This window comes from Ensifer sp. ENS02 (genome assembly GCF_014851885.1).
Taxonomy (GTDB): domain Bacteria; phylum Pseudomonadota; class Alphaproteobacteria; order Rhizobiales; family Rhizobiaceae; genus Ensifer; species Ensifer adhaerens.
The window spans coordinates 212,445-236,944 of the sequence record NZ_JACVAO010000009.1 but is presented as its reverse complement, the minus strand read 5'-3'; the positions used below and the strand labels follow the sequence as shown (position 1 = coordinate 236,944).

The following is a 24,500-nucleotide window of genomic DNA, read 5'->3' as shown; positions in this document are numbered from 1 at the left end:
GCCTTGATCTTCGATCCTCCGCTGACGACCGCAACCCTTGTGCAGCGCTACAAGCGCTTTCTCTTCGACGCCCTGTTGCCTGATGGCACGGCCATGACCGGATCCTGCCCCAACACGGGGTCGATGCGCGGGCTGACGACACCCGGTTCACGCATCTGGATGTCGGAACACGACAGCCCGACGCGGAAGTACCGCCACATGCTGGAAATCGTTGAAGCCGACGGAACGATGGTCGGCATCAATACCGGCCTGCCCAACCGGCTTGCGGAAGAAGCCATCCGGCTGGGGCTCGTTTCCGACCTGCATACCTATGAGCATAGTGCACGCGAGCAGAAATACGGACGCAACTCGCGCATCGACATTCTCCTCAGCGATCCCGAGCGCGGCCGTGCCTATGTCGAGGTCAAGAACGTGCATTTCAGCCGCTCGCCCGGTCTTTCCGAATTCCCTGACAGTCCGACAACGCGGGGGGCGAAACATCTCGACGAACTCGGTGATATGGTTGAGGCCGGTCACCGCGCGGTGATGATCTATCTCGTGCAGCGCGACGATTGTGACCGGTTGAGGATCTGCCGCGAGTTCGATCCCGCCTATGCGCGCGCATTCGACCGCGCGATGTCACGTGGCGTTGAGGCCTATGCGGTCAAATGTCGAGTTTCGCCAACGCAAATCCGCCCAACCGGATTGATGACAGTGGACGAAGCGGCCCTCGCTGCTCTATGAAATCCGACTGGAACAACTGAAAGCTTTGGAATGGTGACTTACATCGAGGCAGGGTCTGCGCCCTACAAGAACACCGGCGTAATCCGGCTCTATGGACCGGAAGGTTTCGAGGGCATGCGAAAGGCCTGCCAGGTGACTGCGCGTTGTCTGGACGAGCTCGTCTCGCGGGTACAGCCTGGCGTCACCACCGACGAGATCGACCGGTTCGTCTTCGAGTTCGGTATGGACAATGGCGCGCTGCCGGCGACGCTCAACTATCGCGGCTACACGAAATCGTCCTGCACCTCGATCAACCACGTCGTCTGCCACGGCATCCCGAACGACAAGCCGCTGCGCGAGGGCGATATCGTCAACATCGACGTCACCTACGTCGTCGATGGCTGGCATGGCGATTCGAGCCGGATGTATCCGGTCGGCGAGATCAAGCGTGCGGCCGAGCGACTGCTCGACGTCACCCACGAGAGCCTGATGCGCGGCATTGCCGCCGTGCGCCCCGGCGCCCGCACCGGCGCTATCGGTGAAGCGATCCAGGTCTATGCCGAAGCGGAGCGCTGCTCCGTCGTGCGCGATTTCTGCGGCCACGGCGTCGGCAAGCTCTTCCACGACGCGCCGAACATCCTGCACTACGGCCGCGCCAATGAAGGCCCGGAACTGCGCGAGGGCATGATCTTCACCATCGAGCCGATGATCAATCTCGGTCGCCCGCATGTGAAGGTGCTCTCGGACGGCTGGACCGCCGTGACCCGCGACCGGTCGCTGTCGGCGCAATACGAGCACACGGTCGGGGTCACCGCCGATGGCTGCGAGATCTTCACGCTTTCGCCCGCCGGCCTGTTCAAGCCCGGCGTCAGCACGCTCGGCGCCGCATGACGAAACGCTCGATCTCCCCTGACGGCGACTTTGTGCCATCGGCGGACGAGAGGACGTTTTTTCCGCAATTGCAGTTAGATAACTCGCCGGCCGCCAAGAAGGCGCCGGCACCCGAGGCGCACTATCACGGTCATCGCGATCGCCTCAGGGCGCGCTACCGCGAAAGCGGCGATGCCGCACTCACCGACTACGAAATCCTGGAAATGTTGCTGTTTCGGCTGATCCCACGCAAGGATACCAAGCCGATCGCCAAGGCTCTGCTCGCGCGCTTCGGCACGCTCGCCGGTGTCTTCGGCGCCCCGATCGCGCTGTTGCAGGAGGTGAGCGGTATCGGCGAGGCCGTCGCCCTCGACCTCAAGTTGATCTCCACAATTGGTCACCGCACGCTGAAGAGCGAACTTCGCCAGAAGCAGCTTCTCTCGTCCTGGAGCGCCGTCATCGACTATTGCCACGCGGCGATGGCCTACGAGACGAAGGAACAGTTCCGCATCCTGTTCCTCGACAAGCGCAACACGCTGATTGCCGACGAGGTGCAGCAGAAAGGTACGATCGACCACACGCCGGTCTACCCGCGTGAAGTGGTCAAGCGCGCGCTGGAACTCTCGGCCACCGCGATCATCCTGGTGCACAACCATCCATCCGGCGATCCGACCCCGTCGCGCGCCGATATCGACATGACGAAGCTGATCGTCGAGACGGCCAAGCCTCTCGGCATTGCCGTGCACGATCACATCATCATCGGCAAGGACGGCCACGTGAGCCTGAAAGGGCTGCGGCTGTTCTGAGCGCACTGGCACCCAGCCGTTTCGCGCGGCGGAGGTAGCAGCCCGGTGGTGACGCCGCCCGGCCGCAAACAGTGGCGAAGGCGTTTACCCCAAAAAGCCGGCTTCGACAGACTCCGTCCCCGCCGAGCGTGAAGCCTCGATGACCATATGCACGAACTGCAGTTTCGCCACTGACGGTTTCGACATTACGAAGGGGTAGAAGTCCGGCTGGCCCATGCTGCGCGCCAACTCGTTAAGCACCATCGTCATTTCGATCCAGGAGTTCAATAGCGACAGAAGCCCGTCGGCGCCGGCGTCGTCGGGCGCATACAAGGCGTCGCGCTCGAATGGCTCGACAATCGCTTCAAGATCCTCTGCATCAAGCCCAAAGCCGAGTGCCGTGCCCAGGCTATCGATCATATGCAGGTAATGCGCCCAAGTTTCGGCCCAGTCTTCCCAGGGATGTGTGGAAGCATAGGAACTGATGTACCGATCGGCCCAGTCTGGGGGTGCGCCATTCTCATAGTTCGCCTTCAATGCCGCCGCGTAATCGGCGCGCTCATCGCCGAACAGCGTGCGAAACGGCTCCAGCCAGGGTCCGTTGAAAACGAGCCGGTTCCAGTAGTAGTGACCGACCTCGTGTCGAAGATGGCCCAGCAGCGTTCGATAGGGCTCGTAGAATTCGAGCCGCATCTTCTCGCGCTGGACCGAATCCGCCTCCTCGATGTTGACCGTAATCAAACCGTCGGCGTGCCCGGTCAGCACGCGCGGCCCGCTCGATGGCGAACGCAGGAAATCGAACATCAGACCGTGTTTCTCGTCCTCGTCGACCTTGGACTTCACGGGCAAGCCGAGTGCCAGCAACTGCGACACGAGCCGTCGCTTCGCCACCTCAAGCAGACCCCAGTAGCGGGCATTGTCCTCGCGATCGAGATTCGGAATTGTCCGGTTCAGCCGGCAGGCGATGCAAAGTTCCCCCGGTTCGCTGGCCATCAGCATCCAGTTGCACTGCGCCGGCGTGTCACGGTTGCCGCAATACTTCAGCAACGGCCGTTCCTCGCCTGCGGCCCAGATACCTGGCTGTGGGCCGGGGTCGAGCGGCAGCAGCGCATCTTCACCTGGCAGATATCCGAGTGGCGCCTGGCAGCTGTTACAAAACATGTTGCCGAAAAACACGTGACTGCCGCAGCGACACACAAAGGTGCGCGAGTACCGCTTGGGTACGTCGCGGTGTTTCCAGTTCGTACCGATCAGGTCGCCGAGCGTTTGCAGAAGGGTTGCCACCACATCCTCCGAGTTCGGGAATTGGTAAGGTCTGCCGGTCAGTGCTCCGGCCTAAAGCCATTTCGCGCGGCGGAAGAACCGGTAGAGCGTGCCGCAAAGACCGATGATCACTGCCAGGACGACGAAGTAGCCGTAGCGGAACTTCAGTTCCGGCATGTCGTCGAAGTTCATGCCGTAAATGCCGGCGATCGCCGTTGGCACCGCGAGGATCGCGGCCCAGGACGCGAGCTTGCGCGAGATTTCCGTCTGCTCGGATTGACCGACCATCAGGCTCGCCTCGAAGGTGAAGGCAAGAACCTCACGCAAAGCGTCGATATCCTCCTGAACGCGGCGCACGTGGTCCGTAACGTCGCGGAAGAGCGGCTGCAGTGCTGCATCCATGCCCGGTAGATCGATGTGCTCATGCCGTCGGCAGACGTCGACCAGCGGCACGACCGCGTTTCGCAGGCGCAAGAGATTGCGCCGCAGCAGATAGAGGCGTTCGATGTCGCCCTTGACCAGCCGCTCGCGCAGCAGCCGGTCTTCCAGTTCCTCGACCTCTTCGTGGATCGCCTCGATCACCGGCATGTAGTTGTCGACGATGAAATCGAGGATCGAATAGAGGATGTAGTTTTCGCCGTGGGCCAAGGCTGCAGGAGATGCTTCGCAGCGTTGGCGCACGGCCATGTAGGAGGTCGACGCGCCGTGCCGGACCGAGATGACGTAACCGCGCCCAACGAACAGATGCGTCTCGCCGAAGGCGATCTCGTCGCCAACCATATGCGCGGTGCGGGCGACGACGAAGATCGAGTCGCCATAGATCTCCAGTTTCGGCCGCTGGTGCGCCTTGCAGGCGTCCTCGATCGCCAGGTCATGCAGATCGAATTCCTGCTGGATCTGCCGCAAGAGTTCGGCATCGGGCTCATGCAGGCCGATCCAGATCACTGTGCCCGGGCGATCGCGCCACTTGCCTGCGTCCTCGATGCGGATATCGCGGACGCGCACGCCGTTCTCGTAGACCGCGGCCGCTACGACGCCCGGCTGCGGCTGCGAATGCGGCATGACGCCCTCAGCGCCAGACTGTGGCAAAGCCCTGTTCGTCAGCTCCAATCCCATCGTCAGCCTCCCAGGCAAATACGACACCGACGGGCTCCGCATGTCGTAACGAAGCCAAGCATACGCGCACTCCCTTATATATTCTCATCCGACTGTTTCGGCTATGAAAACCACTTCATCAAACCGTGCCATTGACGGTATAGAGGCTTGCGAGCGAGAGTTTTCGCAACGCACAACGATTCCACCTTCTAACGGAAACGCCTATGAACCAGTTCGATCTCATCGTTGTCGGAAGCGGACCTGCCGGCCGCCGCGGCGCCATCCAGGCAGCCAAGCTCGGCAAGAAGGTCCTCGTCATCGAACAGGGAAAACGCGTTGGCGGCGTTTCGGTTCACACCGGTACGATTCCCTCCAAGACGCTGCGCGAAACGGCGCTCAATCTTTCGGGCTGGCGCGAGCGCGGCTTTTACGGGCGCTCCTATCGCGTCAAGCAGGAGATAAGCGCCGATGACCTCCGGCAGCGGCTGATCATCACCCTCAATCATGAAGTCGAGGTTCTCGAACATCAGTTCGCGCGCAACCGCGTGCAGCAGATGCGCGGGAAAGCCAGCTTCGTCAATCCGACCACGCTCGAAGTCGTCAAGGACGACGGCGAGACCATGCTCGTGTCCGGCACCAGCATCATGCTTGCCGTCGGTACCAAGCCCTTCCGCCCGGATTACATGCCGTTCGACGGCAAGACTGTGCTCGACAGCGATGAACTGCTCGATATCGAGACCCTGCCGCGCTCCATGGTGGTGATCGGCGCCGGCGTCGTCGGCATCGAATACGCGACGATCTTCAGCGCGCTCGACACCCAGGTGACGGTTATCGATCCGAAGACGACGATGCTCGATTTCATCGACAAGGAAATCGTCGAAGACTTCATCTACCAGTTGCGTGACCGCAACATGAAGCTGCACCTCGGGCAGAAGGCCGACACGGTGGAGCGGCTCGACGATGGTAAGGTGCTGCTGACGCTCGACAACGGCCGCAAGATCACAACCGACATGGTGCTCTTTGCCGCGGGCCGCATGGGCGCCACCGATACGCTGAACCTGCCCGCAGCCGGGCTCGAAGCCGACAACCGAGGGCGCCTCAAGGTCAATCCCGAGACGTTCCAGACCTCCGTGCCCAACATCTATGCCGCCGGCGACGTCGTCGGCTTCCCGAGCCTCGCCTCAACCTCGATGGAACAGGGGCGCATCGCCGCCCGGGTCGCCATCGGCGCGATCGCGATGGAGCCGCAGAAATACTTCCCCTACGGCATCTACGCCGTGCCTGAGATCTCCACCTGCGGTCTCTCGGAAGAAGAGGTCAAGGAACGCGGCATCCCCTACGAATGCGGCATCGCCCGCTTCCGCGAGACCTCGCGCGGCCACATCATGGGGCTCGATTCCGGCCTGTTGAAGATGATCTTCTCGCTGAAGACCCGCCGCCTGCTCGGCGTGCATATCATCGGCGAAGGCGCGACAGAACTAGTGCATATCGGCCAGGCCGTGCTGAACCTCAAGGGCACGGTCGAGTACTTCGTCGAAAACACCTTCAACTACCCGACGCTGGCCGAGGCCTACAAGATCGCCGGCCTCGACGCCTGGAACCGTATGGGCGAGATCAAGCAGGAAGCGCCGAAAGCGTAAGCATCCAGCGACAGAGCTGACCGCCGTCAACGCTGACGGCGGCGGCCACGTGCCTAGAGGGCAACGATTTTGGTTCCGCGTTGCCGAACCGATCTCTCCGGGTTTGCCATCCCACAGACCGCATCTGAAATGCGCAGGACGCCGGCGAATCGGCTAGCTTCACCTCTCCCGATCAAGAGAGCCGAACACCATGCGCATCCTTTCGCTCAATGCCTGGGGCGGCAAGCTCCATTCGCCCTTGATGAAATATCTCGCCGATGTCGACGCCGATGTCCTGTGCCTGCAGGAGATCGCGCGATCACCGACGACCGAGACCGAATGGCTGAGCTATCGCGATGCGGATGTGGAACTGCCGCAACGCGCCAACCTCTTCGACGAGATCGCCGCCGTACTACCGGGACATGATGGATTCTTCTGCCCGACCGCGCGAGGTACGCTCTTTGCTGGAGACACGCCCGTGGCATCGGAATTCGGTCTGGCAACATTCGTTCGGCGGGGCTATTCCGTCATCGGCCAGGCCCTCGGTTTCGTGCATGGCCGTTTTTCGCCCGACAGCTGGGGGCCGCATCCGCGTGCGCGCAACGCCCATTGCATTCGCCTGTTCGATCACGACGCCGGCACTCCCATCACCATCGCACAGATGCACGGCCTGCGGGAGGTCGGTGGTAAGCACGACAGTCCGGCACGCCGCGCGCAGGCGGAGGCGCTGGTAGGTCTCGTCCACCAGGTCTGGCCCGGAGACGAGCGGCTTGTCGTGTGCGGTGATTTCAATGTGCTCCCAGACAGCCAAACGTTTCAGACGCTCGGCCAGTTGGGGCTCGTCGACCTCGTCGTTTCCCGCGGCCACACGGACACGCGCACGTCGCACTATCTAAAGAGCGGCCGCTTTGCCGATTACATGCTGGCGAACGGTGCAGTCAGCGTCGCTCGCTTCGATGTCGTCGCAGAGCCCGAAGTCTCCGACCATCGCGCCCTCCTCCTCGACATCGCTTAGCGCGCCGCGGGTTTCACTGAGCCACGAAGTCGGCTCTGGCTCAATCAGCTGACACTTCCGTGTGTCGCTGAAAGCAGCATGCTCTCGGCCAGCGCTGGACGAAGAGCTCGCCTCCCGCAACGAAAAAGGCCCTGCCGCAAGCGGCAGGGCCTTTCGATTCCTAAGGCTTCGATCCGATTACTCGGCGCTGTCGTCAGCGGCCTTCTTCTTGGCCGGAGCCTTCTTCTTCGGAGCAGCGGCTTCTTCGCCTTCCGTGGCTTCAGCCTTGGCAGCGGCCTTCTTCTTGGCCGGAGCCTTCTTGGCAGCCTTGCCTTCAGTCTCTTCGTCGTCAGCCGTCAGCTCTTCCTTGGAAACCGTCTTGTCGGTTACCGAGATTTCGCCGAGCAGGTGGTCGACGACCTTTTCTTCGAACAGCGGAGCGCGCAGCGAAGCAGCAGCGCCGGGGGTGTTCTTGAAGTAGTCGAGGATCTGCTTCTCCTGGCCCGGGAACTGGCGGAGCTGTTCGAACAGCGAACGCTGCAGTTCGTCGTCGCTGACCTGAACGCCGGCCTTTTCACCGATTTCCGAGAGAACGAGGCCGAGGCGAACGCGACGCTCAGCGAGCTTGCGGTATTCAGCGCGGGCTTCTTCTTCGGTGGTTTCTTCGTCAGCGAAGGTCTTGCCGGCCTGCTGCAGGTCGGTGTTGATCTGGCGCCAGATGTTTTCGAATTCGGCCTCGACGAGGCGCTCCGGCGTTTCGAACTGGTAGAGTTCGTCGAGCTGGTCGAGGATCTGACGCTTGACCTTCTGACGGGTCAGGTTGCCATACTGGCTTTCGATCTGGCCGCGGACGATTTCCTTCAGCTTGTCAGCCGATTCGAGGCCGAGCTTGGTGGCCAGTTCGTCGTTGATTTCGATGTCCTGGGCGCCAGCCACGTCCTTGACGGTGATGTCGAAGGTGGCTTCCTTGCCAGCAAGGTTTGCAGCCGGGTATTCAGCCGGGAAAGTCACGGTGATGACCTTCTCGTCGCCAGCCTTCAGGCCAACGAGCTGCTCTTCGAAGCCCGGGATGAAACGGTTGGAACCGAGAACCAGCTCAGCGTCCTCGTCCTTGCCGCCGTCGAAGGCGACGCCGTCGACCTTGCCGAGGTAATCGATGGTGACGCGGTCGCCGTTGGCGGCCTTGCCCTTCTTCGATTCGTAGCTGCGGGCGCTTTCGGCGATCTTCAGGATCTGCTCGTTGACTTCGTCTTCAGCGATCTCGACGACTTCGCGGGTCACCTTGATGCCGCTGACGTCCTTGAGTTCGATCGCCGGGATGATTTCGTAGGCAACGGTGAACTCGAGGTCGGCCTGAGCGTTGAGGATCTTGTCGGCTTCGGCCTCGTCCTCGGTCATCGCGATTTCCGGCTGGGTGGCCGACTTTTCGCCACGGCCCGACAGGATCTCGGTCGGCTTGTCGCGAACGATCTCGTTGACCAGGTCAGCCATGATCGACTTGCCGTAGACCTTCTTCAGATGCGCAACCGGCACCTTGCCGGGACGGAAGCCGTTGATCTTCACACGGTCCTTCACTTCGGCCAGACGCTCGTTCATCCGAGCTTCCATGTCCTTGGCCGGGATAACGACCTTGAGTTCGCGCTTCAGCCCTTGAGCGAGCGTTTCGATAACCTGCATGTTCAAACCTTCATTTCACGTTGACTGTGCTCTTCCCCTTCGAAAGGTCTGGCGAGCACGTGAGCCGATCCATTTGCCGGGAGTGGCTTTACGCAGTTCTGCAACCGTTTTGCAAGCAAAATGGCACTCCAGCCCCCCTCATCCTCGCAGAATCCGGACTTTGGGTGCGATCGCTGATCTGGTGCGGGTAGAGAGACTTGAACTCCCACGCCTTACGGCACCAGAACCTAAATCTGGCGTGTCTACCAATTTCACCATACCCGCGTTCAGACAATCGCACCGCCTGACCGTATTCCCGCAAGACCAACCAGCGGAATACCGCGGATAGAATGGGCATGCTGAAAGTTCAGGGCTTTCCCGAGCGCGGCGTCTCTATATCACTCGTTTTCGCGGGATCAAAGGGAAAATGCGGGAATTCCACGACCAAGCGGGTTGGCACGGCGTGCCTCAATAGAGAGGCTCCTCATAGACCGGGCTGCCATTGACCGCGATCTCGCGGATCTGGGCCTTTCCCTTGGCGTCCACGCGGATATTGACGGAGAGCGCCTCGGCGTTGCGCGCCTCCTCCAGCGTCCGTCCCTCGCCTTCCGGCACATAGAAACGCTCGATCCCGTATTCTACATTGACGGACGAGAGCGCAGACGAGGGATAGTAGGCAAATGGCAGAGAGCGAAGGACGACGCTGTCGCCGGCAGGGCTAAGCGGCGCGAAGGACGCTTCGGTCGCCACCCAGAAGCCGTCAAGCTGCCTTTCCAGCCGAACGTAGACCTTAGCCTCTTCCGACTGCTTCGACGTATCGCCCTTGAACAATTCCGGCTGGAGCCTTGAAATGTCGTAGCTCAAGATCACGTAGTCGCCCCGAAGCAGATCGCGGGGATCGACAGGCACGGTCTTCAACAGCACGTCACGGCCGCTTCTGAGGATCGAGGCCCTGCTCTCGATCATATAGCCAAGTGCCGCCGTTTGTACGCCCGCAACCAGCAGGGCCGCCAGCAATGGGTTCAACCAACGGGTCTTTGCGGTGATCATCGTGGCGCCTCCGTCCCGCGCGCATTTGCCAAGTGCCCCTCGATGCGGATGACGAGCCAGGCGATGCCGGCAACCACCAATCCGGAGATCAGGAAGAAACCGGAGGTGCCGAGCATGGAGCCGAGGGTTTCGAAGGCGAGATAGAGAAGCTCACCGGCAAAGGCGACGTAGCCGAGATAGCGCACGGCGCCGTTCTGCGCCCCGGCAAGCGCGATCCCGAGGAGGGCCACCAGCAGCGTGCCCGCCCCGGTTGCGACCTCCGTTGTCACTCCGACGGCTTCAAATTGAAGAGCGGTAAAACCGAGCAAGGCGAGCGCGAAAGAATAGAAAGCGGGTGCCGAACCGGCATCGACCGCCAGGGCGCGAAGCGGCGAGCCTGGCAGCGTCGCCGCCAGAAAGGCCACGAGGCCGAACGCCGCAAGGCCACCTGCAAAGGCAAGCGACGCGTTGTCGAGGTAAAGCCAGGCCAGCCACGACAGGACCAGCAGATAGGCGAGATGACGGGCCCGGTCGGCGGCCGTGAAGCGCACCAGCAGAACGACGATCACCGCGAGCGCCGGAACGGACCACACGCGCCAGTCCGGCGTGGCGCCGAACCCATTGTCCTGCAGCACCGTTCCGAAATAGAACCAGGCAAGCCCACCCGCAACTGCGGTCATTGCTGCTGAGCGAAATGCCAGGGCAGAGAGGACGGCGCCGGCAAACCACAGCAGCGCGGCATCGGCCGCGTCACCCGACAGGTGATACATCTGCCCGATCAGCGCGATGCCGCCCCCAAAGGCGGCCACCCCCAGAACGAGGGCCGCTGCGGCAAGCGTCGTGCGGCCGGTCTGGGTCAGCCAGGCAGCGGCGAAATGAAAGCCCCAGACCAGAGCGACGATGCCGGCCACCCGCGCAAGGCGTGGCAGCGCCTCCCAGTTGGCGGCGACAAGCAGCAGGATTGAGGCGGACAACAGGAGTGCGGCGAGAATGAGCAGGACCCGCCCTGCCCGGAAAGTGGACTCGCGACCGTCATATTCGGCCAGCATTGCGCGTGCTGCATTCTCCTGCAGCAGCCCCTTGTCCATCCAGTGCTTGAAGTCTCGTTCGAGACGCGCGCGGTACATCCTGCCCCCAGCCTAGAATCCGATGCTTGAAATGGTCCGGTTCAGCTCCCAACTAATCACGTATCGGCGCGGAAACACAATCGCTCACTCGCGACTGCGCACCAAACCGATGAGGACGAACGAACGGCTTGCGCAATGCGCATATCTTCCATGCAGATATTGCACTGCACAAATCGATTTAAAGGTCCTATATTCAAATCATCAAAGGCGAACGAAGGCATGAAGCCAGACGGTCGCCAGCGGAAATGGCCAGCCGCCTCAGTTTGCTGAGAAAGGCCCGGGTAAAACCGACGGAATTCGGACGAGCGCACTCCTCCTCCCAGCGCTCTTCCGATCAGATTGGCAACACTCCTCCTCCCAGTTGCCAATCACCCCTAATGACGCTCGCTGGACCTCCTCCCCCAGCGGGCGTTATTCTTTTCAGCCCTCCTCTCCACAAAGAAGCCTGCGCCTGCGCACCTGCACAATATTCGTGCATAATTTCGCTGCGCTGGCCCCACGCCATGCACTGTATGCATAGGTGCCATTCTGGAACAGCGCTACCCTTCCACCCGCCTGCGTACTATCTTCAACTCATCGATCGGGGCGGCGCACTCCTCCTCCCAGCGCCCCTCGATTTGGATCGGCGACACTCCTCCTCCCGGTTGCCGATCAGAACAAAGCGACGCTCGCTGGATCTCCTCCCCCAGCGGGCGTTGTTTGTTTTTGGCCCTCACATTTCGGGCAGCTTTCCAGCCACGACAACTCGATTGCGCCGCGCGTTTTAGGCGCCAGCCGCGAACACGCCATCGCGTAGAGGCTTGCACGGCCTGCATGGGTGCGATGCAGCATTGTCTCTGTAACTTCTGCTCAAAAAGATTATATTTCAGAGCATCAGATGACGGCCAGCAAGAGAGATGAGCGCTGGCACACGACCCTAGAAAGGATAGGATCATGAACCTCGCACGTTCTTTCAACAATTGGCGCAAGTATCGTCAGACCTGCAACGAACTCGGCCGTATGACCGACCGCGAACTGTCTGACCTCGGCATCGGCCGTGGCGACATCCCGTACGTTGCCCGCCAGGCGATCAAGTAATTCAGACTGCGCGTCAAGCGCAACCGATCTCCAAGTAAGACGCCCTCCGGTTCATTCCGGGGGGCGTTTTCTTTTGTCGCAGCGAGTACGATCCAGGTGACGCCTTCGCACTTGCGAGAGGCACCGGATGCTTCGCCATCTGCGACTGCCCATGCGGCCGAACCGCGTCTATCGACAGACGCTGCGTTCTTGCTCAGCATCGGCTTGTAAGTCCCTTTGAAAACAATCGCTTATCAACGGGCAATTAAGCTTTTAATCAATCATTAATCGATGCCGCCTTTTGAAGCGGTGCCCATCTATGCGGCGATGCACTGCACAAATGCATAGCAGCTGCATTTTCTTTGCACTCCACCTTCTAATTAGACAAGCGTATAAGAACCTCAACGACGCAGACAGATGGCTGTCGCGACAACCTGATTTTGAGGAAATGACCATGAACCCGATTCGTATCGCAAAAAGCTGGATCAACTACCGCCGCACCGTCAGCGAGCTCGGCAACCTGTCGAACCACGCTCTCAATGACATCGGCATCACCCGTTACGACATCCGCAACATTGCGGCCCGTTCCTTCCGTTAATCGGAACGAACGACCAGGACTTCCAAGACGGCGCCTTCAGGGCGCCGTTTTCGTTTATAGGCGTTGGAACGAAAGGCCGAGCCGTGATAGGAAGCCGGCCATGAGCAAAGACACTTCTTCCCACTCCCCCATCCACGTCATCGGCGGCGGCCTTGCCGGATCGGAAGCCGCCTGGCAGATCGCCGAAGCCGGCGTACCGGTCATCCTGCATGAGATGCGCGGCGTGCGCGGCACTGACGCGCACAAGACCGACGGCCTTGCCGAACTCGTCTGTTCCAATTCCTTCCGCTCGGATGACGCGACCAGCAACGCGGTTGGCGTGCTGCATGCGGAAATGCGCCTTGCCGGCTCGCTGATCATGAAATCCGCCGACGCCAACCAGGTGCCTGCGGGCGGTGCGCTTGCGGTCGACCGTGACGGCTTCTCCGACGCGGTCAGCGCGGCGATCGCCGCTCATCCGCTGATCACGGTGGTGCGCGAAGAAGTCACCGGTCTGCCGCCGAAAGATTGGGATCTCGCCGTCATCGCGACCGGCCCGCTGACCGCCCCCGGTCTTGCCGAAGCGATCCGCGCGGAAACGGGCGCCGATGCGCTCGCCTTCTTCGACGCCATCGCGCCGATCGTCTATACCGAGACGATCGACATGGACATCTGCTGGTTTCAGTCGCGCTACGACAAGGTCGGCCCTGGCGGAACCGGCAAGGACTATATCAACTGCCCGATGACCGAGGAGCAGTACAATGCCTTCGTCGATGCGTTGATCGCCGGCGACAAGACCGGCTTCAAGGAATGGGAAGGCACGCCCTATTTCGACGGCTGCCTGCCGATCGAGGTGATGGCGGAACGCGGCCGCGAGACGCTGCGCCACGGGCCTATGAAGCCGATGGGCCTCACCAATGCCCATAACCCCACCGTCAAGCCCTATGCCGTCGTACAGCTGCGCCAGGACAATGCGCTCGGCACGCTCTACAACATGGTCGGATTCCAGACGAAGCTGAAGTATGGCGCTCAGGCCGAAGTCTTCCGCATGATTCCCGGCCTCGAGAATGCCGAATTCGCCCGTCTCGGCGGCCTGCACCGCAACACCTACATCAACTCGCCGACACTGCTCGACGGAACGCTGACGCTGAAGTCGCGGCCGGGCCTGCGCTTTGCCGGACAGATCACCGGCTGCGAAGGCTATGTCGAAAGCGCCAGCATCGGCCTGCTCGCCGGCCGCTTCGCCGCTGCCGAACGCAAGGGCGAGACTTTGGCGACCCCTCCGGCGACCACCGCCTTTGGCGCATTGCTCAACCACATCACCGGCGGCCACATCGTTTCCGAAGATGAACCGGGCAAGCGCTCGTTCCAGCCGATGAACGTCAATTTCGGCCTGTTCCCGCCACTCGATCCGGGCGCGATCACCAAGCCGGAAGGCGTCAAGCGCTTCCGTGGCAAGGAAAAGGCAGTCGCCAAGAAGCAGGCGACGGCGTCGCGCGCGCTCGCCGATTGCGCCGCCTGGCTCGGCAAGTCCGCCTGACAGGCGGACACGCATTCGTTCCACGACAAAAGGCCCGCCTGCAGCGATGCGAGCGGGCCTTTTCTTATATGGAAGAACGCGGTGAGAGCTACTCGGTCGCCTGTGCCGTATGCGGCGACTCGGCGGCGGGCTGCTCGAACTCCGATTTCGGACTGAAGCTGCCGAGCAGCCAGAGCGAAACCTCGGCCGCCTCGCCGGCGCTCTGAAACTCGAAGTCGTTGTCGAGATAAGCAAAATCGGGGAAATGCACGATGAGGCCTCGGCCGGTCTCGGAGCTATTGACCCGAACCTTTCCGGGCTGGATCACGTGGCAGACATAGTGGGTGCCGTGCGACTGGATGAAGCCCGCCTTGCCGTCATGCAGCCGCAGGAAGATTGCCGTGCGGTCCGCCGTCGAGTGCAGCGCCCGGATCGCCTCGTCTGGAAAGGCACGGCCGAACTCCACCATCGCAGAGCCGGCATCGGGATTGTCCCAGTCCCGCTCGGCGCGGGCGTTCATCCACATGTAGAATGCGCCGACCAAGATGATGACGGCGATGAGCAATAACCAAAGCATCCGCGGGCGCTCCCCTTCGCTCGGCATGACGCCGATAAAGCGCTTCTATACGCTGCGAGGCTTGCGCCAATTTGTCGTCACGGCGTGTGCGTCTGCGCCAAAGCCCCGAGCAGACCGATCAGGCCGAACCTCTGACGTATCAGAAGCGGCGGCGCCGTGCAGCACGCCACATCCACCATTGCCGTTGCCATTGGGCCGGGCGGATGGGTTTCTGCAGAAGCCCGGCGCCCGCAGCCTCCGCGCGGTTAAGGATAGGCTCGACGAGCGCAAGCGGTATGAAGGCGGGGAAATTCGACGGCGCGATCGCCGCCAGCTGCGCACGCGCCCTGGCGAGATGATCTCGCCCGAAGCCCGCGAAGGCCCGGATCGCCTGGCTGATCGCGGCGCTGTCTTCGCCGGCGATCAGCGTTTCGCGATCGAGACCGGTGGCGCGCAGCAGTTCGGCCGGCAGGTAGACCTGGCCACGGCGCAAATGCAGCGGCAACAGCATGAGGAGGCCCGCGACCGTCTGCGCGACACCGCCGTGACCGGCGACTTCGGCCGATTTCGCGGCATTCTCTGGATCAAGGACCAGGGATGAGAGCTGGATCAGCGCCGAGGCGGTCTCGCCGGCATAGCCCTCGAGCGCCGAACGGTCTTCCATCGGATCGTCGTAGAGATCGAAGATCCGGGCATCGATCATGTTCTCGAACACGGAGACCGGCAGTCTGTGCGCGCGAATACAGCCAAGGAGCGCTTCAGCGAGCGGATGCCCTTCTCCGGTCGACGCGTCGTTGCCGATGAGGTCCCGCCACCATTGCATGCGGATCTCACCGGGGATCGGCTCGTGCACGAGATCGCGGATGCGGGCGATCTCCGCACTGAAGGCATAGAGTGCGGCAAGCGCGGGCTGCTTGTCGGCCGGCGCAAGCAGGCAGGCGAGATAGCGGTCGCGGTCCGTGTCCCGCAGGTCAGCCAGAATCTGGGCAGAATTGTCGTGCACGTCGTCTTCCCCAGGCCCGATCAGACTGCGATCAGTGCGACGGCGACTGCGCGCGATTCGGCCAGCATCACATTGTAAGTGCGGACAGCGGCCCCGGTACTCATGGGATCCGACGATATGTTGGCGGCGCGTAAAGCTGTCTTCACATCGGCCGGCAGCGGGCGAATGTCCTTGCCGGTGCCGACCAGCAGCACCTCAATGTCCTTCGCCTCATCAACGACCTTGTAGAACTTCTCGACTGTCAGCGCATCGCCCTCCGCGACGTCCCATGCATAGACGCCCGAGGGCAGCATCAGGATCGAGCCACGATGCGACATGTCTGCGAAGCGAAAGCCACCATTGCCGTAGGCATCGATGGGCGCACGTCCCGGAAAATGGGCTTCGCGAATTTCAATTCCCTTAGGCATTTCAAACAGCACCCTTTGCCGCGCCCGCCGCACCCGTATCCGCGCCGGAGGCGTTCTCGTCCCCCGGAATGTGGTCGGTGCGCTTTCTGAAGAGGATGAGGATCGGCCCGGCGATGTAAATGGACGAGATCGTTCCGACGATGACGCCAAACAGCATTGTAACACTGAAGGCGCGGATAAGGCCGCCACCGAAGAGATAAAGCGCTGTCAGTGCAAGAACGGTCGTCAGCGCTGTCAGGATGGTGCGCGACAGCGTCTGGTTGATCGACGTATCGATCAGCACCGACAACGGCATGCGCTTGTAGCGTGCAAGGTTTTCGCGGATGCGATCGTAGATGACGACCGTGTCGTTCAGCGAGTAGCCGACGATCGTCAGAACCGCGGCAATGCTGCCGAGATTGAACTCGATGCCGGTCAGCACGAGGAAACCGATCGTCAGCAGGACGTCGTGCGTCGTGGCAATGATCGCGCCGACGGCGAAGCGCCACTCGAAGCGCAGCCACACATAGAGCAGGATAGCAAGGAACGAAACAGCAAGCCCGATAGTGCCGGCGCGTGTCAGTTCGCCGGATACGACGGGGCCGACCACCTCGACGCGGCGGAAATCATACTCGTCCGAAAGTTCCGACCGGATGACGCCGGCGGCCGTCTGTTCGGCGTTGTCTCCCGCCTCCTGCGACGGTACCCGCACCAGAACGTCCTCGCCCGAGCCGAGCTGCTGCACCTGGACCTCGCCGAAATTCAGCTCGTCGAGGCGCGCGCGAAGATCGGCGACATCGACCGGTCCGCCTTTGGAATGCAGCTCGATGATCGAGCCGCCCTTGAAGTCGACGCCGAGATTGAGCCCGATGCCGGCAAGCAGCAGGACGGAGGCGAGCGACAGCGCCGCCATCAGGATGAAGACCGGGTTGCGGATCCGCATGAACCGGATGTCCAGGTCGCTGAAGCGGCCGGTCCGAATACCCTTCGGCAAGCGTTCCGACTTCCATTGGCGCAGCCAGCGCTTCACGATCAGGCGGGTGACCGTGTAAGCGGTGAAGAGCGTCGTCACGCTACCGATCGCAAGTGTAACGGCAAAGCCGCGCACCGATCCGGAGCCAAGATAAAAGAGGATGGCGCTCGCAATCAGCATCGTCAGGTTGGCATCGAAGATGCTGCTGAAGACACGCGAAAAGGCGTTGTTGATGGTGCGCCGCAGGGGCTCGGCGCCGCGAACCTCTTCACGCAGGCGCTCGTAGATCAGCACGTTCGAATCGACGGCCACGCCGATCGTCAGAATGATGCCGGCAATGCCCGGAAGGGTCAGCGTCGCGCCCGAAAGGGAAAGCGCCGCGATAATCAGGACAATGTTCAGGGCGAGCGCAATGACCGCAAAGACGCCGAAGACGCCGTAGAAAAAGATCATCGATGCGGCGACTGCGACAGCCGCAACCAGACCCGCCTTTAGGCCGTCTGCGATGGCGTCGCCACCGACGCCGGGGCCGACCGTTCGCTCTTCGACGAAGGTCAGGGGCGTCGCGAGCGGCCCTGTGCGCACGAGAGCGGCAAGGTCGGTCGCACCTTCGGTCGGCAGGTCTGCGGAGATGCGCAAGGTGTCGCTGTTGACAGCCTCCGACAGCTTGAGCGTCGCGATGACCTGTCCATCGAGAACGATCGCTGCATCCTTTGGCGGCTGCTGCGCCGCAAGGGCGGCAACACGCTGCTGCGAAGCGGTATCGATCTTGATGGCGACCGACGCGCTTTCGCCGGAAGCATCAGGTTCCGGCTGGGCTGCAACAAAATTCGCCGCTGCAAGCAGCGGTGCCTTTTCGACGAGATAGGGCACTGGCGGGTCGTCGAAGGAATAGAGGACTTCCGTGCCGGACGGAGGCTGGCCCTCCACGGCGCGTTGCACGGGCACGGAGGTATCCAGCATCCGCAGGGCCAGGTTGGCCCTTTGGCTGAGCAGATCCTTCAACCGCTGCGGATCGCCGAGGCCAGGCACCTGCACGATCAGCCGGTCATCGCCACGGCGCTGGATCAGCGGCTCGATGGCGCCAACTTCGGCGACGCGGCGGCGCACGACGTCGATGGACTGCGCCACGGCCAGCGAGAGCCGGTAGTCGATGCCTTCGTCCGTGAGGCGCAGGCGAACCAGTTCATCCGGTTCTGCACTGTCGAACACGACCTCGGAAATCGGCTCGGAGCCGAACCCCCCGATATCGACGGGCGCCGTCAGCGGCCTCAGCCGCTCGCGAGCGGCAGAGAGTTGCGACCGGTCGCGAACGCGGAAGGCGATCGACTGGCCTTCGCCGGAAAGGCCGATATAGGCGATGTCGGCATCGCGCAGCGATTTGCCGACCTCGTTGGCGATCGTCTCGAGCCGTTCAGCGACGATGTCGCTGCGCGCCGCCCGCAGCATGAAATGGGAGCCACCCTGGAGATCGAGCCCGAGCGCCACCTGGCGATGGGGCAGCCAAGACGGAAGTTCGGCTGCCTCTTCCCGGCTTAGAACGTTCGGCAGCGCAAAGGCGATGCCGGCAAGTGCCACCAACCAGACGAGGATACGTTTCAACGGCGGTAATCTGCGCATGCCTCAAACGCTCCAGTTGCTCGGCTGGTGGTGGCTGTTCCTGCCTTATTCCTTGACAGGCTCGCCCTTGACGCGAACTTCCGACACGCCGCTGCGGACGACGCGGATCTTCACGCCATCGGCGATTTCGACTTCGAGTTCGCTGTCGTCAACGACCTTGGTGACCTTGCCGACGATGCCGCCACCGGTCACGACCTGGTCACCGCGACGGATGTTCTTCAGGAGTTCCTCGCGGCGCTTCATCTGAGCGCGCTGCGGACGGATGATCAGGAAATACATAACGACGAAAATCAGCAGGAACGGCAGGATGGACATGAGAATGTCCGCGCCGCCGGCGGAAGGGGCGCCGGCAGTCTGCGCAAAAGCTTCGGTAATGAACATCGATCACTCCTTGAGTTCAAATATCGGCGGTTCCTCCGCGCCAAATCGGCCGGAATATAGGGACGCCCCGCCGCTCTGCAAAGCCGCGGGCACCCGTACCCGTTCCTGTGCCTCTGACACAATTTACACAAGAGGAGAACCCCTCGCGCGGGCCTCGGTGACCTTTTCCAGCGTAAACCTGCGTGCTACCGGGTTTCTGGTGGGACCTGGCCGCGACGCGGTTACGGTAAACACCAGGGCCACGCCGCCTCGAATCATGACGGCACGGCCAAACACCTGATTCAGCGAGTGGAGAGAGACATATGCCGGAAGCCAAGATCGACGTTCTCATCAGGGAAATGCAGAAGCTTTCCGCGGCGATCGAGCGCATGGCCGGACCCGCCGCTGCAGCCAACGACTGGACCGCTGCCGAGTGCTTCGTCTGGGCCCCGGCGACACACCATCTGCAGCCGGTCGCCAAGCCGAACCGCATCGAACTGTCCCTGATCACCGGGGTCGACCATGTCCGTGACATCCTGCTCGACAACACGCTGCGTTTTGCCGAGGGCTACACGGCCAATAACGTGCTTCTCTGGGGCGCACGCGGCATGGGCAAATCCTCGCTGGTAAAATCGGTTCATGCGCAGGTTGCGCGCGACACCGGTGTTGCGGTCAAGCTGGTCGAGGTGCATCGCGAAGATATTGCCACACTTCCGGCGCTGATGGACATTCTGAAGTCGGCACCGGTCCCGGTTATCGTCTTCTGCGATGACCTGTCCTTCGATCACGACGATACGTCCTACAAGTCGCTGAAGGCCGTGCTCGACGGCGGCGTCGAGGGACGTCCTTCCAACGTGCTCCTTTACGCCACCTCGAACCGGCGCCACCTGCTGCCGCGGCATATGATGGAGAACGAGCAGTCGACCGCGATCAACCCGTCGGAAGCGGTCGAGGAGAAGGTTTCGCTGTCCGACCGTTTCGGCCTGTGGCTCGGCTTCCACAAGTGCAGCCAGGACGACTATCTGGCGATGATCGACGGCTATGCCGCGCACTATGGCTTCAAGCTCGATCGCGACACCTTGCACGCCGAAGCGCTGGAATGGGCAACGACCCGTGGCGCAAGGTCCGGCCGCGTCGCCTGGCAGTTCATCCAGGATCTCGCCGGCCGCCTGCGCCACAGGCTCGACGGGTAACCGGGCGCGTCGCGAACCGCACGCCTTACCGACATCCTGAAATAGAAAGCACCGCCTGCCCGAGAGGGCAAGCGGTGCAAACACCGGATCCGGATCGGCTTTGCGACCGATCGAGACTATTCGAGGAAGGTCGCCGGGTTTACCGCGGTGGCATTCTTGCGCACCTCGAAGTGAACCTGCGGCTGGCTTGCCCGGCCGGTCATGCCCGAAGCAGCGAGCGTCTGGCCGCGCTGAACCTTCTGGCCGCGCTGAACCTTGAGTTCGGAAGCGTTACCATAAACCGTGACCGTGCCGTCGTCGTGGCGCACCAGGACGGCGTTGCCGAGTTCCTTCAGGCTGCTGCCCGAATAAATAACGACACCGTTTTCAGCCGCCTTGATCGGCGTGCCCTCGGGCACCGAGATGTTGATACCGTCGTTGCGGTTGCCGTCGACATTGGCGCCGTAGCCGGCGACGACTGCGCCGCGCACAGGCCAGCGGTACTTGCTGATGCCGGTCGACTTCGGAGAATCGTCGTCGATATCCGTCGTCTTGCTGGCGACTTCGCTGACGCTCTGCTTAGCAACCGGCGCCTGGTATTCAGCCGGCTTGTTCTTGTCGAGCGAGGCAACCTGCGGCTGCTCGGCCTTCTTGGGAACCGAGGCCGTCTTGAGCTGATCCGGAGCGGCACCATTTGCGCCCGGCAGCTGCAGCGTCTGGCCGACGCGGATCGATTCGGCCGTCAGGCCGTTTGCCTGCTTGAGGGCGGCAACGGATACGCCCGTCGTCTTGGCGATACGGTTGAGCGAGTCGCCCGGCTTGACGGTGTAGGATCCACCGCCGGCGCCCTCGCCGTTCGTTGCCGGCTTGCCTGCAACGACGTCAGACTTGCCTTCACCCTTTTCGCGGGACTGGGCCGAACCCGGCAGGATCGCAACGTCGCGCTGGTTGACCGGCAGCGGCGACGGCTGGCGGCTGTTGCCATCGAGATCGGCGATCGAGTTCGTGGCTGCCGCCTTGGCAGCGCTGCCTGCGACACCGAAGGTCGGGATGACGAGACGCTGACCGGTCTCGACCTGCGCTGCGGACTGCAGACCGTTCGCCTTCAGGATTTCCTTTTCCGGGACACCAAAACGCTTGGAGAGAACGGCGACATTGTCACCCGGGCGAACCATGATCGTCGGAGCGTTCTGCGTCGTCCAGCCGCTCTTGCTTGCGGTTTCCTTGACCGCTGCGGGAAGCGTCTGCTGCGTGGCGAGTGCGGCCTGCTGGCGTGCTGCCGGGAACGGCTGGGCTTCGGCGCGCTGGTTTCCAGCAGCGCTCGGGTCAGCCAGAGTGTTGCGCTGAACGGAGATCGGGGTCGAGGCGACGCGGGCGTTCGATACGGGCGTGGAGGCCGTGTTTACCGGATCGTAGGCACCCTGCCCAGCTGCCGCAGGATAGGGCTGACCGAGGGCTGAACCACGGTTATCAACCGGCGCTGCCGCCATCTGACCGACGGACACATCGCCGCGCGGAACCGGCGTTGCGTCTCGGGGGATGGAATTTGTGGTGATGTTGTCGGACCGGGAGAACAGGCCGTCAAACCGGCTTGCATCCGAACTGCAGCCTGTTGCGACGCCTGCCAGCAGGACCGCCACGCAAAGGCGGATCGTCGACTTTCCAACCCCGGGAGATACAAACTTACGCATGACGCTTACCCACTCCGAACGCAACTCGATGTGGATTGATTAAAGCGTATTAGAGTTACCGCGTGGTTAAGGTAGACCCCACCAAAGGACTAATTTGACTAAATGCTAACCATAGGTCGACCGTCGCCCGTCAAGGGCGTGCTAGAGGCAGCGTCACAGCTGCCGCCCGGGCACGAGGAGCCTAGCGCTAGATCAGTTCGGAATAGAGGCGCTCGATCTCGGACACGGATCGCCGCTCCGTCTGGTCCTCTTCGTAGCTGATGCTCGTCAGGTCCCAGGCAAAAATCTGGCGACCGGCCGGCTGCGCCAGGGTTTCGGACTGCGCCGTCTTGTCTTCGTCGAGCAGGACGCTCACCAAAGTCTGGAACGCCGCGTCTCCGTCCGCACCGCTTGCTTCTTCATATTCGAGCGACCGCAAACCGGCCACCGCCGCCTCGCGTGTCCCGAAATAGCGCAAACTGTTCTGGTCCTCCGGATGAAGGCCGTCGTAGTAGTCGATGAAGTTCTTGTAATAGGCTTGGTGATCGCCGGAATCGAGAAACTTGCCGAAGGCCTGGTATTCGCGCGAGGCCAGTTGCGGCGACAGGCGGTTGTTCCATTCCTCGCGGGTGAGTGCCGGCTGGCCGTCGGATCCCTTCTTCGTCTGGCCTAGATAAAGCAGGGCATCGGCCGAAAGCGAGATGCGTGGCGTCGGATCAAAGAAGGTCGCGGCAAGCGCCTGTGCTGCCTGCTCATCCTTGCCTGAGGAATTCGTCTGGCCGGCGTTGCGCCCGGCAAGATTGTTCAGCCCGTCGCCGGATGCTGCCGCCGTCAACCTGTTCGCGATCTGCATGTGCCGTCTCCGTACCTCGCGACCGGTGTCCGCCGACGTCGCAAGGCAAGCGACGACTCGCAGGCGGAACCCTGTCCGTGCACGGCAGGCGTATGGCGCCAAGCTTGCGCGAGGCTGGAGGAAGTTAAGGGGTCGTTAATAATCGCCGCCGGCGCGAGAGGAGCTCCTCACCCGCGCGGACGGGAATTCAGCGTTTAGAGAAACGACGCCAGCTGCTGCACGATCGGAAGGTAAGGCGCGTCGAACAGATCCTCGCGATCGAAGCGGCTGCCCGTGCGGCTGACGCGCACGACCCGGCAATGGGTCTCGCTCATCATGATCGGAACCAGCAGGGTGCCGCCCGAAACGAGGTGATCCGAAAACATGCGCGGCAGACTGTTGAAGGCGGCCGTGATCAGGATCCGGTCAAAGGTGCCCTCACCCGGCACGCCGGCGCTGCCGTCGGCATGCCGGACGATGACATTGCGAACACCCGTTTTTTCGAGGTTTTTCTGGGCGATGCCGACGAGCGTCTGATAGCGGTCGATCGTCAGCACCCGCTCGGCAACGCGTCCCATGACCGCGGCGGTGAAGCCGCTACCGGTGCCGACTTCGAGAACACGCTGGCCGGATTTCAGATTGAGACTGTGCAGCAAACGGACCGCAAAGTCGTATCCCTCCATGAACGAACCGCAATCGAGCGGAATCGTCCGCTGCGAATGGGCTTCGGCCTGGTACTGCGGCGGCGCGAAATGGCTTCGCGGCGTCTGCTCAACCGCCTTCAACAGATCATGGTTGGTGATGCCTTCGGCGCGCAGACGCAGCACCATCTTGGCAAAGCCTTCCTGTTCGGTCACCCGCGCACTCAAGCAACGGCTCCCTCGTTGAGCGCCCGCGCCAGGCGATCCTGGACACTGTAGTCGGTAAGGTCGAGTTTGAGCGGCGTGACCGAGATCATGTTTTCACGCAGGGCGTGAATGTCGGTTCCGGCGCGGAAATCGCCGAAGCGTTCGCCGAAACGCAGCCAGAAATAGGGAAAGCCGCGGCCATCGGTTCGCTCGTCGATCGACAGGCCGAAGTCGAGCTTGCCTTGTGACGTCACCTCCGTACCGGCAATAGCGTCCGCCGAGCAATTGGGGAAGTTGACGTTGAGCAGCGTGCCGTCAGGCAGATCCACCTTCATCAGCTTGCGGACCAAGGCCGGCGCGTGCGTTTCGACGACATCCCACGGAACGGTCTTTCCGACGGCGTGATTGTAGGCCTGGCTCAGCGCGATCGAGCGGATGCCCTGCAACGTTCCTTCGATGGCGCCGGCGACGGTACCGGAATAGGTCACGTCGTCGGCCATGTTGGCGCCGATGTTGACGCCGGACAGCACGAGATCGGGCTTGCGATCGAGCACCTTGCGGACGGCCATGATGACGCAATCGGTCGGCGTGCCGCGAAGTGCGAAGCGCTTTTCCGCGATCTGTCGCAGCCGCAATGGCTCCGACAGGGTCAGCGAATGGGCAAGGCCGCTCTGGTCCGCTTCGGGCGCAACGACCCACACATCGTCCGAAATCGTCCGGGCGACGCGTTCAAGTACCGACAGGCCCTCGGCGTGAATGCCGTCATCGTTTGTCAGCAGGATCCGCAT

General features: G+C 62.2%; 23 protein-coding genes and 1 tRNA gene. 9 read left to right on the top strand and 15 right to left on the bottom strand.

The window, feature by feature from the left end:
- The first annotated feature begins 3 nt into the window (after nt 1-3).
- The 3 genes from sfsA to radC are packed head-to-tail and all read left to right on the top strand — an operon-like array spanning nt 4 to nt 2,378.
- Entirely contained in the window at nt 4-723 is a 720-nt protein-coding gene (gene sfsA / locus IB262_RS20710) for a DNA/RNA nuclease SfsA (RefSeq protein ID WP_089044641.1), read from the top strand.
- A 30-nt stretch (nt 724-753) separates the two neighbouring features.
- Entirely contained in the window at nt 754-1,593 is an 840-nt protein-coding gene (gene map, locus IB262_RS20705) for a type I methionyl aminopeptidase (protein ID WP_034796583.1), read from the top strand.
- A complete protein-coding gene (gene radC / locus IB262_RS20700; protein WP_192493745.1) occupies nt 1,590-2,378 on the top strand; it encodes a DNA repair protein RadC in 789 nt (262 codons plus the stop codon). Before map ends, radC begins: the two co-directional genes overlap by 4 nt.
- Nucleotides 2,379-2,462: 84 nt before the next feature.
- Here the strand turns inward: radC and IB262_RS20695 are convergent, their stop codons facing one another.
- Nucleotides 2,463-3,641: a putative zinc-binding metallopeptidase gene (locus IB262_RS20695; protein ID WP_112976450.1), complete on the bottom strand. Its 1,179-nt coding sequence runs from the start codon at nt 3,639-3,641 to the stop codon at nt 2,463-2,465.
- A gap of 51 nt (nt 3,642-3,692) precedes the next feature.
- Nucleotides 3,693-4,682 carry a magnesium and cobalt transport protein CorA gene (locus IB262_RS20690; protein WP_226020709.1) on the bottom strand — a complete coding sequence of 330 codons (990 nt, stop codon included), beginning with the start codon at nt 4,680-4,682 and terminating at the stop codon, nt 3,693-3,695.
- Between the two features lie 257 nt (nt 4,683-4,939).
- Here IB262_RS20690 and sthA point away from each other — a divergent pair, with 257 nt between their 5' ends.
- Together sthA and IB262_RS20680 are read left to right on the top strand one after the other, a co-directional pair.
- Nucleotides 4,940-6,355: a Si-specific NAD(P)(+) transhydrogenase gene (gene sthA / locus IB262_RS20685; protein ID WP_034796590.1), complete on the top strand. Its 1,416-nt coding sequence runs from the start codon at nt 4,940-4,942 to the stop codon at nt 6,353-6,355.
- Between the two features lie 190 nt (nt 6,356-6,545).
- A complete protein-coding gene (locus IB262_RS20680) occupies nt 6,546-7,349 on the top strand; it encodes an endonuclease/exonuclease/phosphatase family protein (protein WP_112976449.1) in 804 nt (267 codons plus the stop codon).
- 177 nt (nt 7,350-7,526) lie between these two features.
- On the opposite strand, the gene tig is transcribed toward IB262_RS20680, so the two are convergent.
- The 4 genes from tig to IB262_RS20660 form a co-directional block, all read right to left on the bottom strand.
- Nucleotides 7,527-9,005 (bottom strand): trigger factor, encoded by a 1,479-nt coding sequence (gene tig / locus IB262_RS20675; RefSeq protein WP_034796594.1) that lies wholly within the window; start codon nt 9,003-9,005, stop codon nt 7,527-7,529.
- Between the two features lie 179 nt (nt 9,006-9,184).
- Nucleotides 9,185-9,269, bottom strand: a tRNA-Leu gene (locus IB262_RS20670).
- 183 nt (nt 9,270-9,452) lie between these two features.
- Nucleotides 9,453-10,034: a GDYXXLXY domain-containing protein gene (locus IB262_RS20665; protein WP_112976448.1), complete on the bottom strand. Its 582-nt coding sequence runs from the start codon at nt 10,032-10,034 to the stop codon at nt 9,453-9,455.
- Nucleotides 10,031-11,140, bottom strand: a complete 1,110-nt coding sequence (locus tag IB262_RS20660; RefSeq protein ID WP_089044637.1) for a DUF2157 domain-containing protein — start codon at nt 11,138-11,140, stop codon at nt 10,031-10,033. The genes IB262_RS20665 and IB262_RS20660 overlap by 4 nt, the downstream gene beginning before the upstream one ends.
- 933 nt (nt 11,141-12,073) lie before the next feature.
- On the opposite strand from IB262_RS20660, the gene IB262_RS20655 reads away from it, so the two are divergent.
- The 3 genes from IB262_RS20655 (at nt 12,074) to trmFO (ending at nt 14,313) form a co-directional block, all read left to right on the top strand.
- Complete coding sequence (locus IB262_RS20655) at nt 12,074-12,217, top strand: DUF1127 domain-containing protein (protein ID WP_064816990.1); 144 nt, start codon at nt 12,074-12,076, stop codon at nt 12,215-12,217.
- Nucleotides 12,218-12,650: 433 nt separating this feature from the next.
- A complete protein-coding gene (locus tag IB262_RS36700; RefSeq protein WP_064816989.1) occupies nt 12,651-12,794 on the top strand; it encodes a DUF1127 domain-containing protein in 144 nt (47 codons plus the stop codon).
- Nucleotides 12,795-12,894: 100 nt separating this feature from the next.
- Entirely contained in the window at nt 12,895-14,313 is a 1,419-nt protein-coding gene (trmFO, locus tag IB262_RS20645; RefSeq protein ID WP_112976447.1) for a methylenetetrahydrofolate--tRNA-(uracil(54)-C(5))-methyltransferase (FADH(2)-oxidizing) TrmFO, read from the top strand.
- 88 nt (nt 14,314-14,401) lie between these two features.
- Here the strand turns inward: trmFO and IB262_RS20640 are convergent, their stop codons facing one another.
- The 5 genes from IB262_RS20640 to yajC all read right to left on the bottom strand — a co-directional run bounded on the left by IB262_RS20640 (nt 14,402) and on the right by yajC (nt 19,211).
- Nucleotides 14,402-14,869, bottom strand: a complete 468-nt coding sequence (locus IB262_RS20640) for a hypothetical protein (protein WP_112976466.1) — start codon at nt 14,867-14,869, stop codon at nt 14,402-14,404.
- Nucleotides 14,870-15,008: 139 nt separating this feature from the next.
- Nucleotides 15,009-15,851: a phytoene/squalene synthase family protein gene (locus tag IB262_RS20635; protein ID WP_060607510.1), complete on the bottom strand. Its 843-nt coding sequence runs from the start codon at nt 15,849-15,851 to the stop codon at nt 15,009-15,011.
- 20 nt (nt 15,852-15,871) lie between these two features.
- A complete protein-coding gene (locus tag IB262_RS20630; protein WP_034796607.1) occupies nt 15,872-16,258 on the bottom strand; it encodes an Mth938-like domain-containing protein in 387 nt (128 codons plus the stop codon).
- 1 nt (nt 16,259) lies between these two features.
- Nucleotides 16,260-18,830, bottom strand: coding sequence for a protein translocase subunit SecDF (gene secDF / locus IB262_RS20625; protein ID WP_034796609.1), 2,571 nt, complete (start codon nt 18,828-18,830; stop codon nt 16,260-16,262).
- A 45-nt stretch (nt 18,831-18,875) separates the two neighbouring features.
- Nucleotides 18,876-19,211 carry a preprotein translocase subunit YajC gene (gene yajC, locus IB262_RS20620; RefSeq protein WP_034796611.1) on the bottom strand — a complete coding sequence of 112 codons (336 nt, stop codon included), beginning with the start codon at nt 19,209-19,211 and terminating at the stop codon, nt 18,876-18,878.
- A gap of 302 nt (nt 19,212-19,513) precedes the next feature.
- On the opposite strand from yajC, the gene IB262_RS20615 reads away from it, so the two are divergent.
- A complete protein-coding gene (locus IB262_RS20615; RefSeq protein WP_034796613.1) occupies nt 19,514-20,383 on the top strand; it encodes an ATP-binding protein in 870 nt (289 codons plus the stop codon).
- Nucleotides 20,384-20,499: 116 nt separating this feature from the next.
- Here IB262_RS20615 and IB262_RS20610 read toward each other — a convergent pair whose 3' ends face one another.
- The 4 genes from IB262_RS20610 to surE form a co-directional block, all read right to left on the bottom strand.
- Nucleotides 20,500-22,053: a LysM peptidoglycan-binding domain-containing M23 family metallopeptidase gene (locus IB262_RS20610; protein WP_112976446.1), complete on the bottom strand. Its 1,554-nt coding sequence runs from the start codon at nt 22,051-22,053 to the stop codon at nt 20,500-20,502.
- Between the two features lie 187 nt (nt 22,054-22,240).
- Nucleotides 22,241-22,885 (bottom strand): biotin biosynthesis protein BioC, encoded by a 645-nt coding sequence (locus IB262_RS20605; RefSeq protein ID WP_112976445.1) that lies wholly within the window; start codon nt 22,883-22,885, stop codon nt 22,241-22,243.
- Between the two features lie 194 nt (nt 22,886-23,079).
- Nucleotides 23,080-23,733, bottom strand: a complete 654-nt coding sequence (locus tag IB262_RS20600; protein ID WP_089044633.1) for a protein-L-isoaspartate(D-aspartate) O-methyltransferase — start codon at nt 23,731-23,733, stop codon at nt 23,080-23,082.
- Complete coding sequence (gene surE, locus IB262_RS20595) at nt 23,730-24,500, bottom strand: 5'/3'-nucleotidase SurE (RefSeq protein ID WP_034796625.1); 771 nt, start codon at nt 24,498-24,500, stop codon at nt 23,730-23,732. Before surE ends, IB262_RS20600 begins: the two co-directional genes overlap by 4 nt.

What these genes read in the sequence shown, in the direction of transcription:
- tig (WP_034796594.1), bottom strand. Translation starts at nt 9,005, where the DNA reads ATGCAGGTTATCGAAACGCTCGCTCAAGGGCTGAAGCGCGAACTCAAG.
- IB262_RS20640 (WP_112976466.1), bottom strand. Translation starts at nt 14,869, where the DNA reads ATGCTTTGGTTATTGCTCATCGCCGTCATCATCTTGGTCGGCGCATTC.
- IB262_RS20605 (WP_112976445.1), bottom strand. Translation starts at nt 22,885, where the DNA reads ATGCAGATCGCGAACAGGTTGACGGCGGCAGCATCCGGCGACGGGCTG.
- radC (WP_192493745.1), top strand. Translation starts at nt 1,590, where the DNA reads ATGACGAAACGCTCGATCTCCCCTGACGGCGACTTTGTGCCATCGGCG.
- IB262_RS20630 (WP_034796607.1), bottom strand. Translation starts at nt 16,258, where the DNA reads ATGCCTAAGGGAATTGAAATTCGCGAAGCCCATTTTCCGGGACGTGCG.
- surE (WP_034796625.1), bottom strand. Translation starts at nt 24,500, where the DNA reads ATGCGGATCCTGCTGACAAACGATGACGGCATTCACGCCGAGGGCCTG.
- IB262_RS20660 (WP_089044637.1), bottom strand. Translation starts at nt 11,140, where the DNA reads ATGTACCGCGCGCGTCTCGAACGAGACTTCAAGCACTGGATGGACAAG.
- yajC (WP_034796611.1), bottom strand. Translation starts at nt 19,211, where the DNA reads ATGTTCATTACCGAAGCTTTTGCGCAGACTGCCGGCGCCCCTTCCGCC.
- map (WP_034796583.1), top strand. Translation starts at nt 754, where the DNA reads ATGGTGACTTACATCGAGGCAGGGTCTGCGCCCTACAAGAACACCGGC.
- IB262_RS20615 (WP_034796613.1), top strand. Translation starts at nt 19,514, where the DNA reads ATGCCGGAAGCCAAGATCGACGTTCTCATCAGGGAAATGCAGAAGCTT.
- IB262_RS36700 (WP_064816989.1), top strand. Translation starts at nt 12,651, where the DNA reads ATGAACCCGATTCGTATCGCAAAAAGCTGGATCAACTACCGCCGCACC.
- IB262_RS20665 (WP_112976448.1), bottom strand. Translation starts at nt 10,034, where the DNA reads ATGATCACCGCAAAGACCCGTTGGTTGAACCCATTGCTGGCGGCCCTG.
- IB262_RS20690 (WP_226020709.1), bottom strand. Translation starts at nt 4,682, where the DNA reads ATGCCGCATTCGCAGCCGCAGCCGGGCGTCGTAGCGGCCGCGGTCTAC.
- IB262_RS20610 (WP_112976446.1), bottom strand. Translation starts at nt 22,053, where the DNA reads ATGCGTAAGTTTGTATCTCCCGGGGTTGGAAAGTCGACGATCCGCCTT.
- IB262_RS20655 (WP_064816990.1), top strand. Translation starts at nt 12,074, where the DNA reads ATGAACCTCGCACGTTCTTTCAACAATTGGCGCAAGTATCGTCAGACC.
- IB262_RS20680 (WP_112976449.1), top strand. Translation starts at nt 6,546, where the DNA reads ATGCGCATCCTTTCGCTCAATGCCTGGGGCGGCAAGCTCCATTCGCCC.
- sthA (WP_034796590.1), top strand. Translation starts at nt 4,940, where the DNA reads ATGAACCAGTTCGATCTCATCGTTGTCGGAAGCGGACCTGCCGGCCGC.
- secDF (WP_034796609.1), bottom strand. Translation starts at nt 18,830, where the DNA reads ATGCGCAGATTACCGCCGTTGAAACGTATCCTCGTCTGGTTGGTGGCA.
- trmFO (WP_112976447.1), top strand. Translation starts at nt 12,895, where the DNA reads ATGAGCAAAGACACTTCTTCCCACTCCCCCATCCACGTCATCGGCGGC.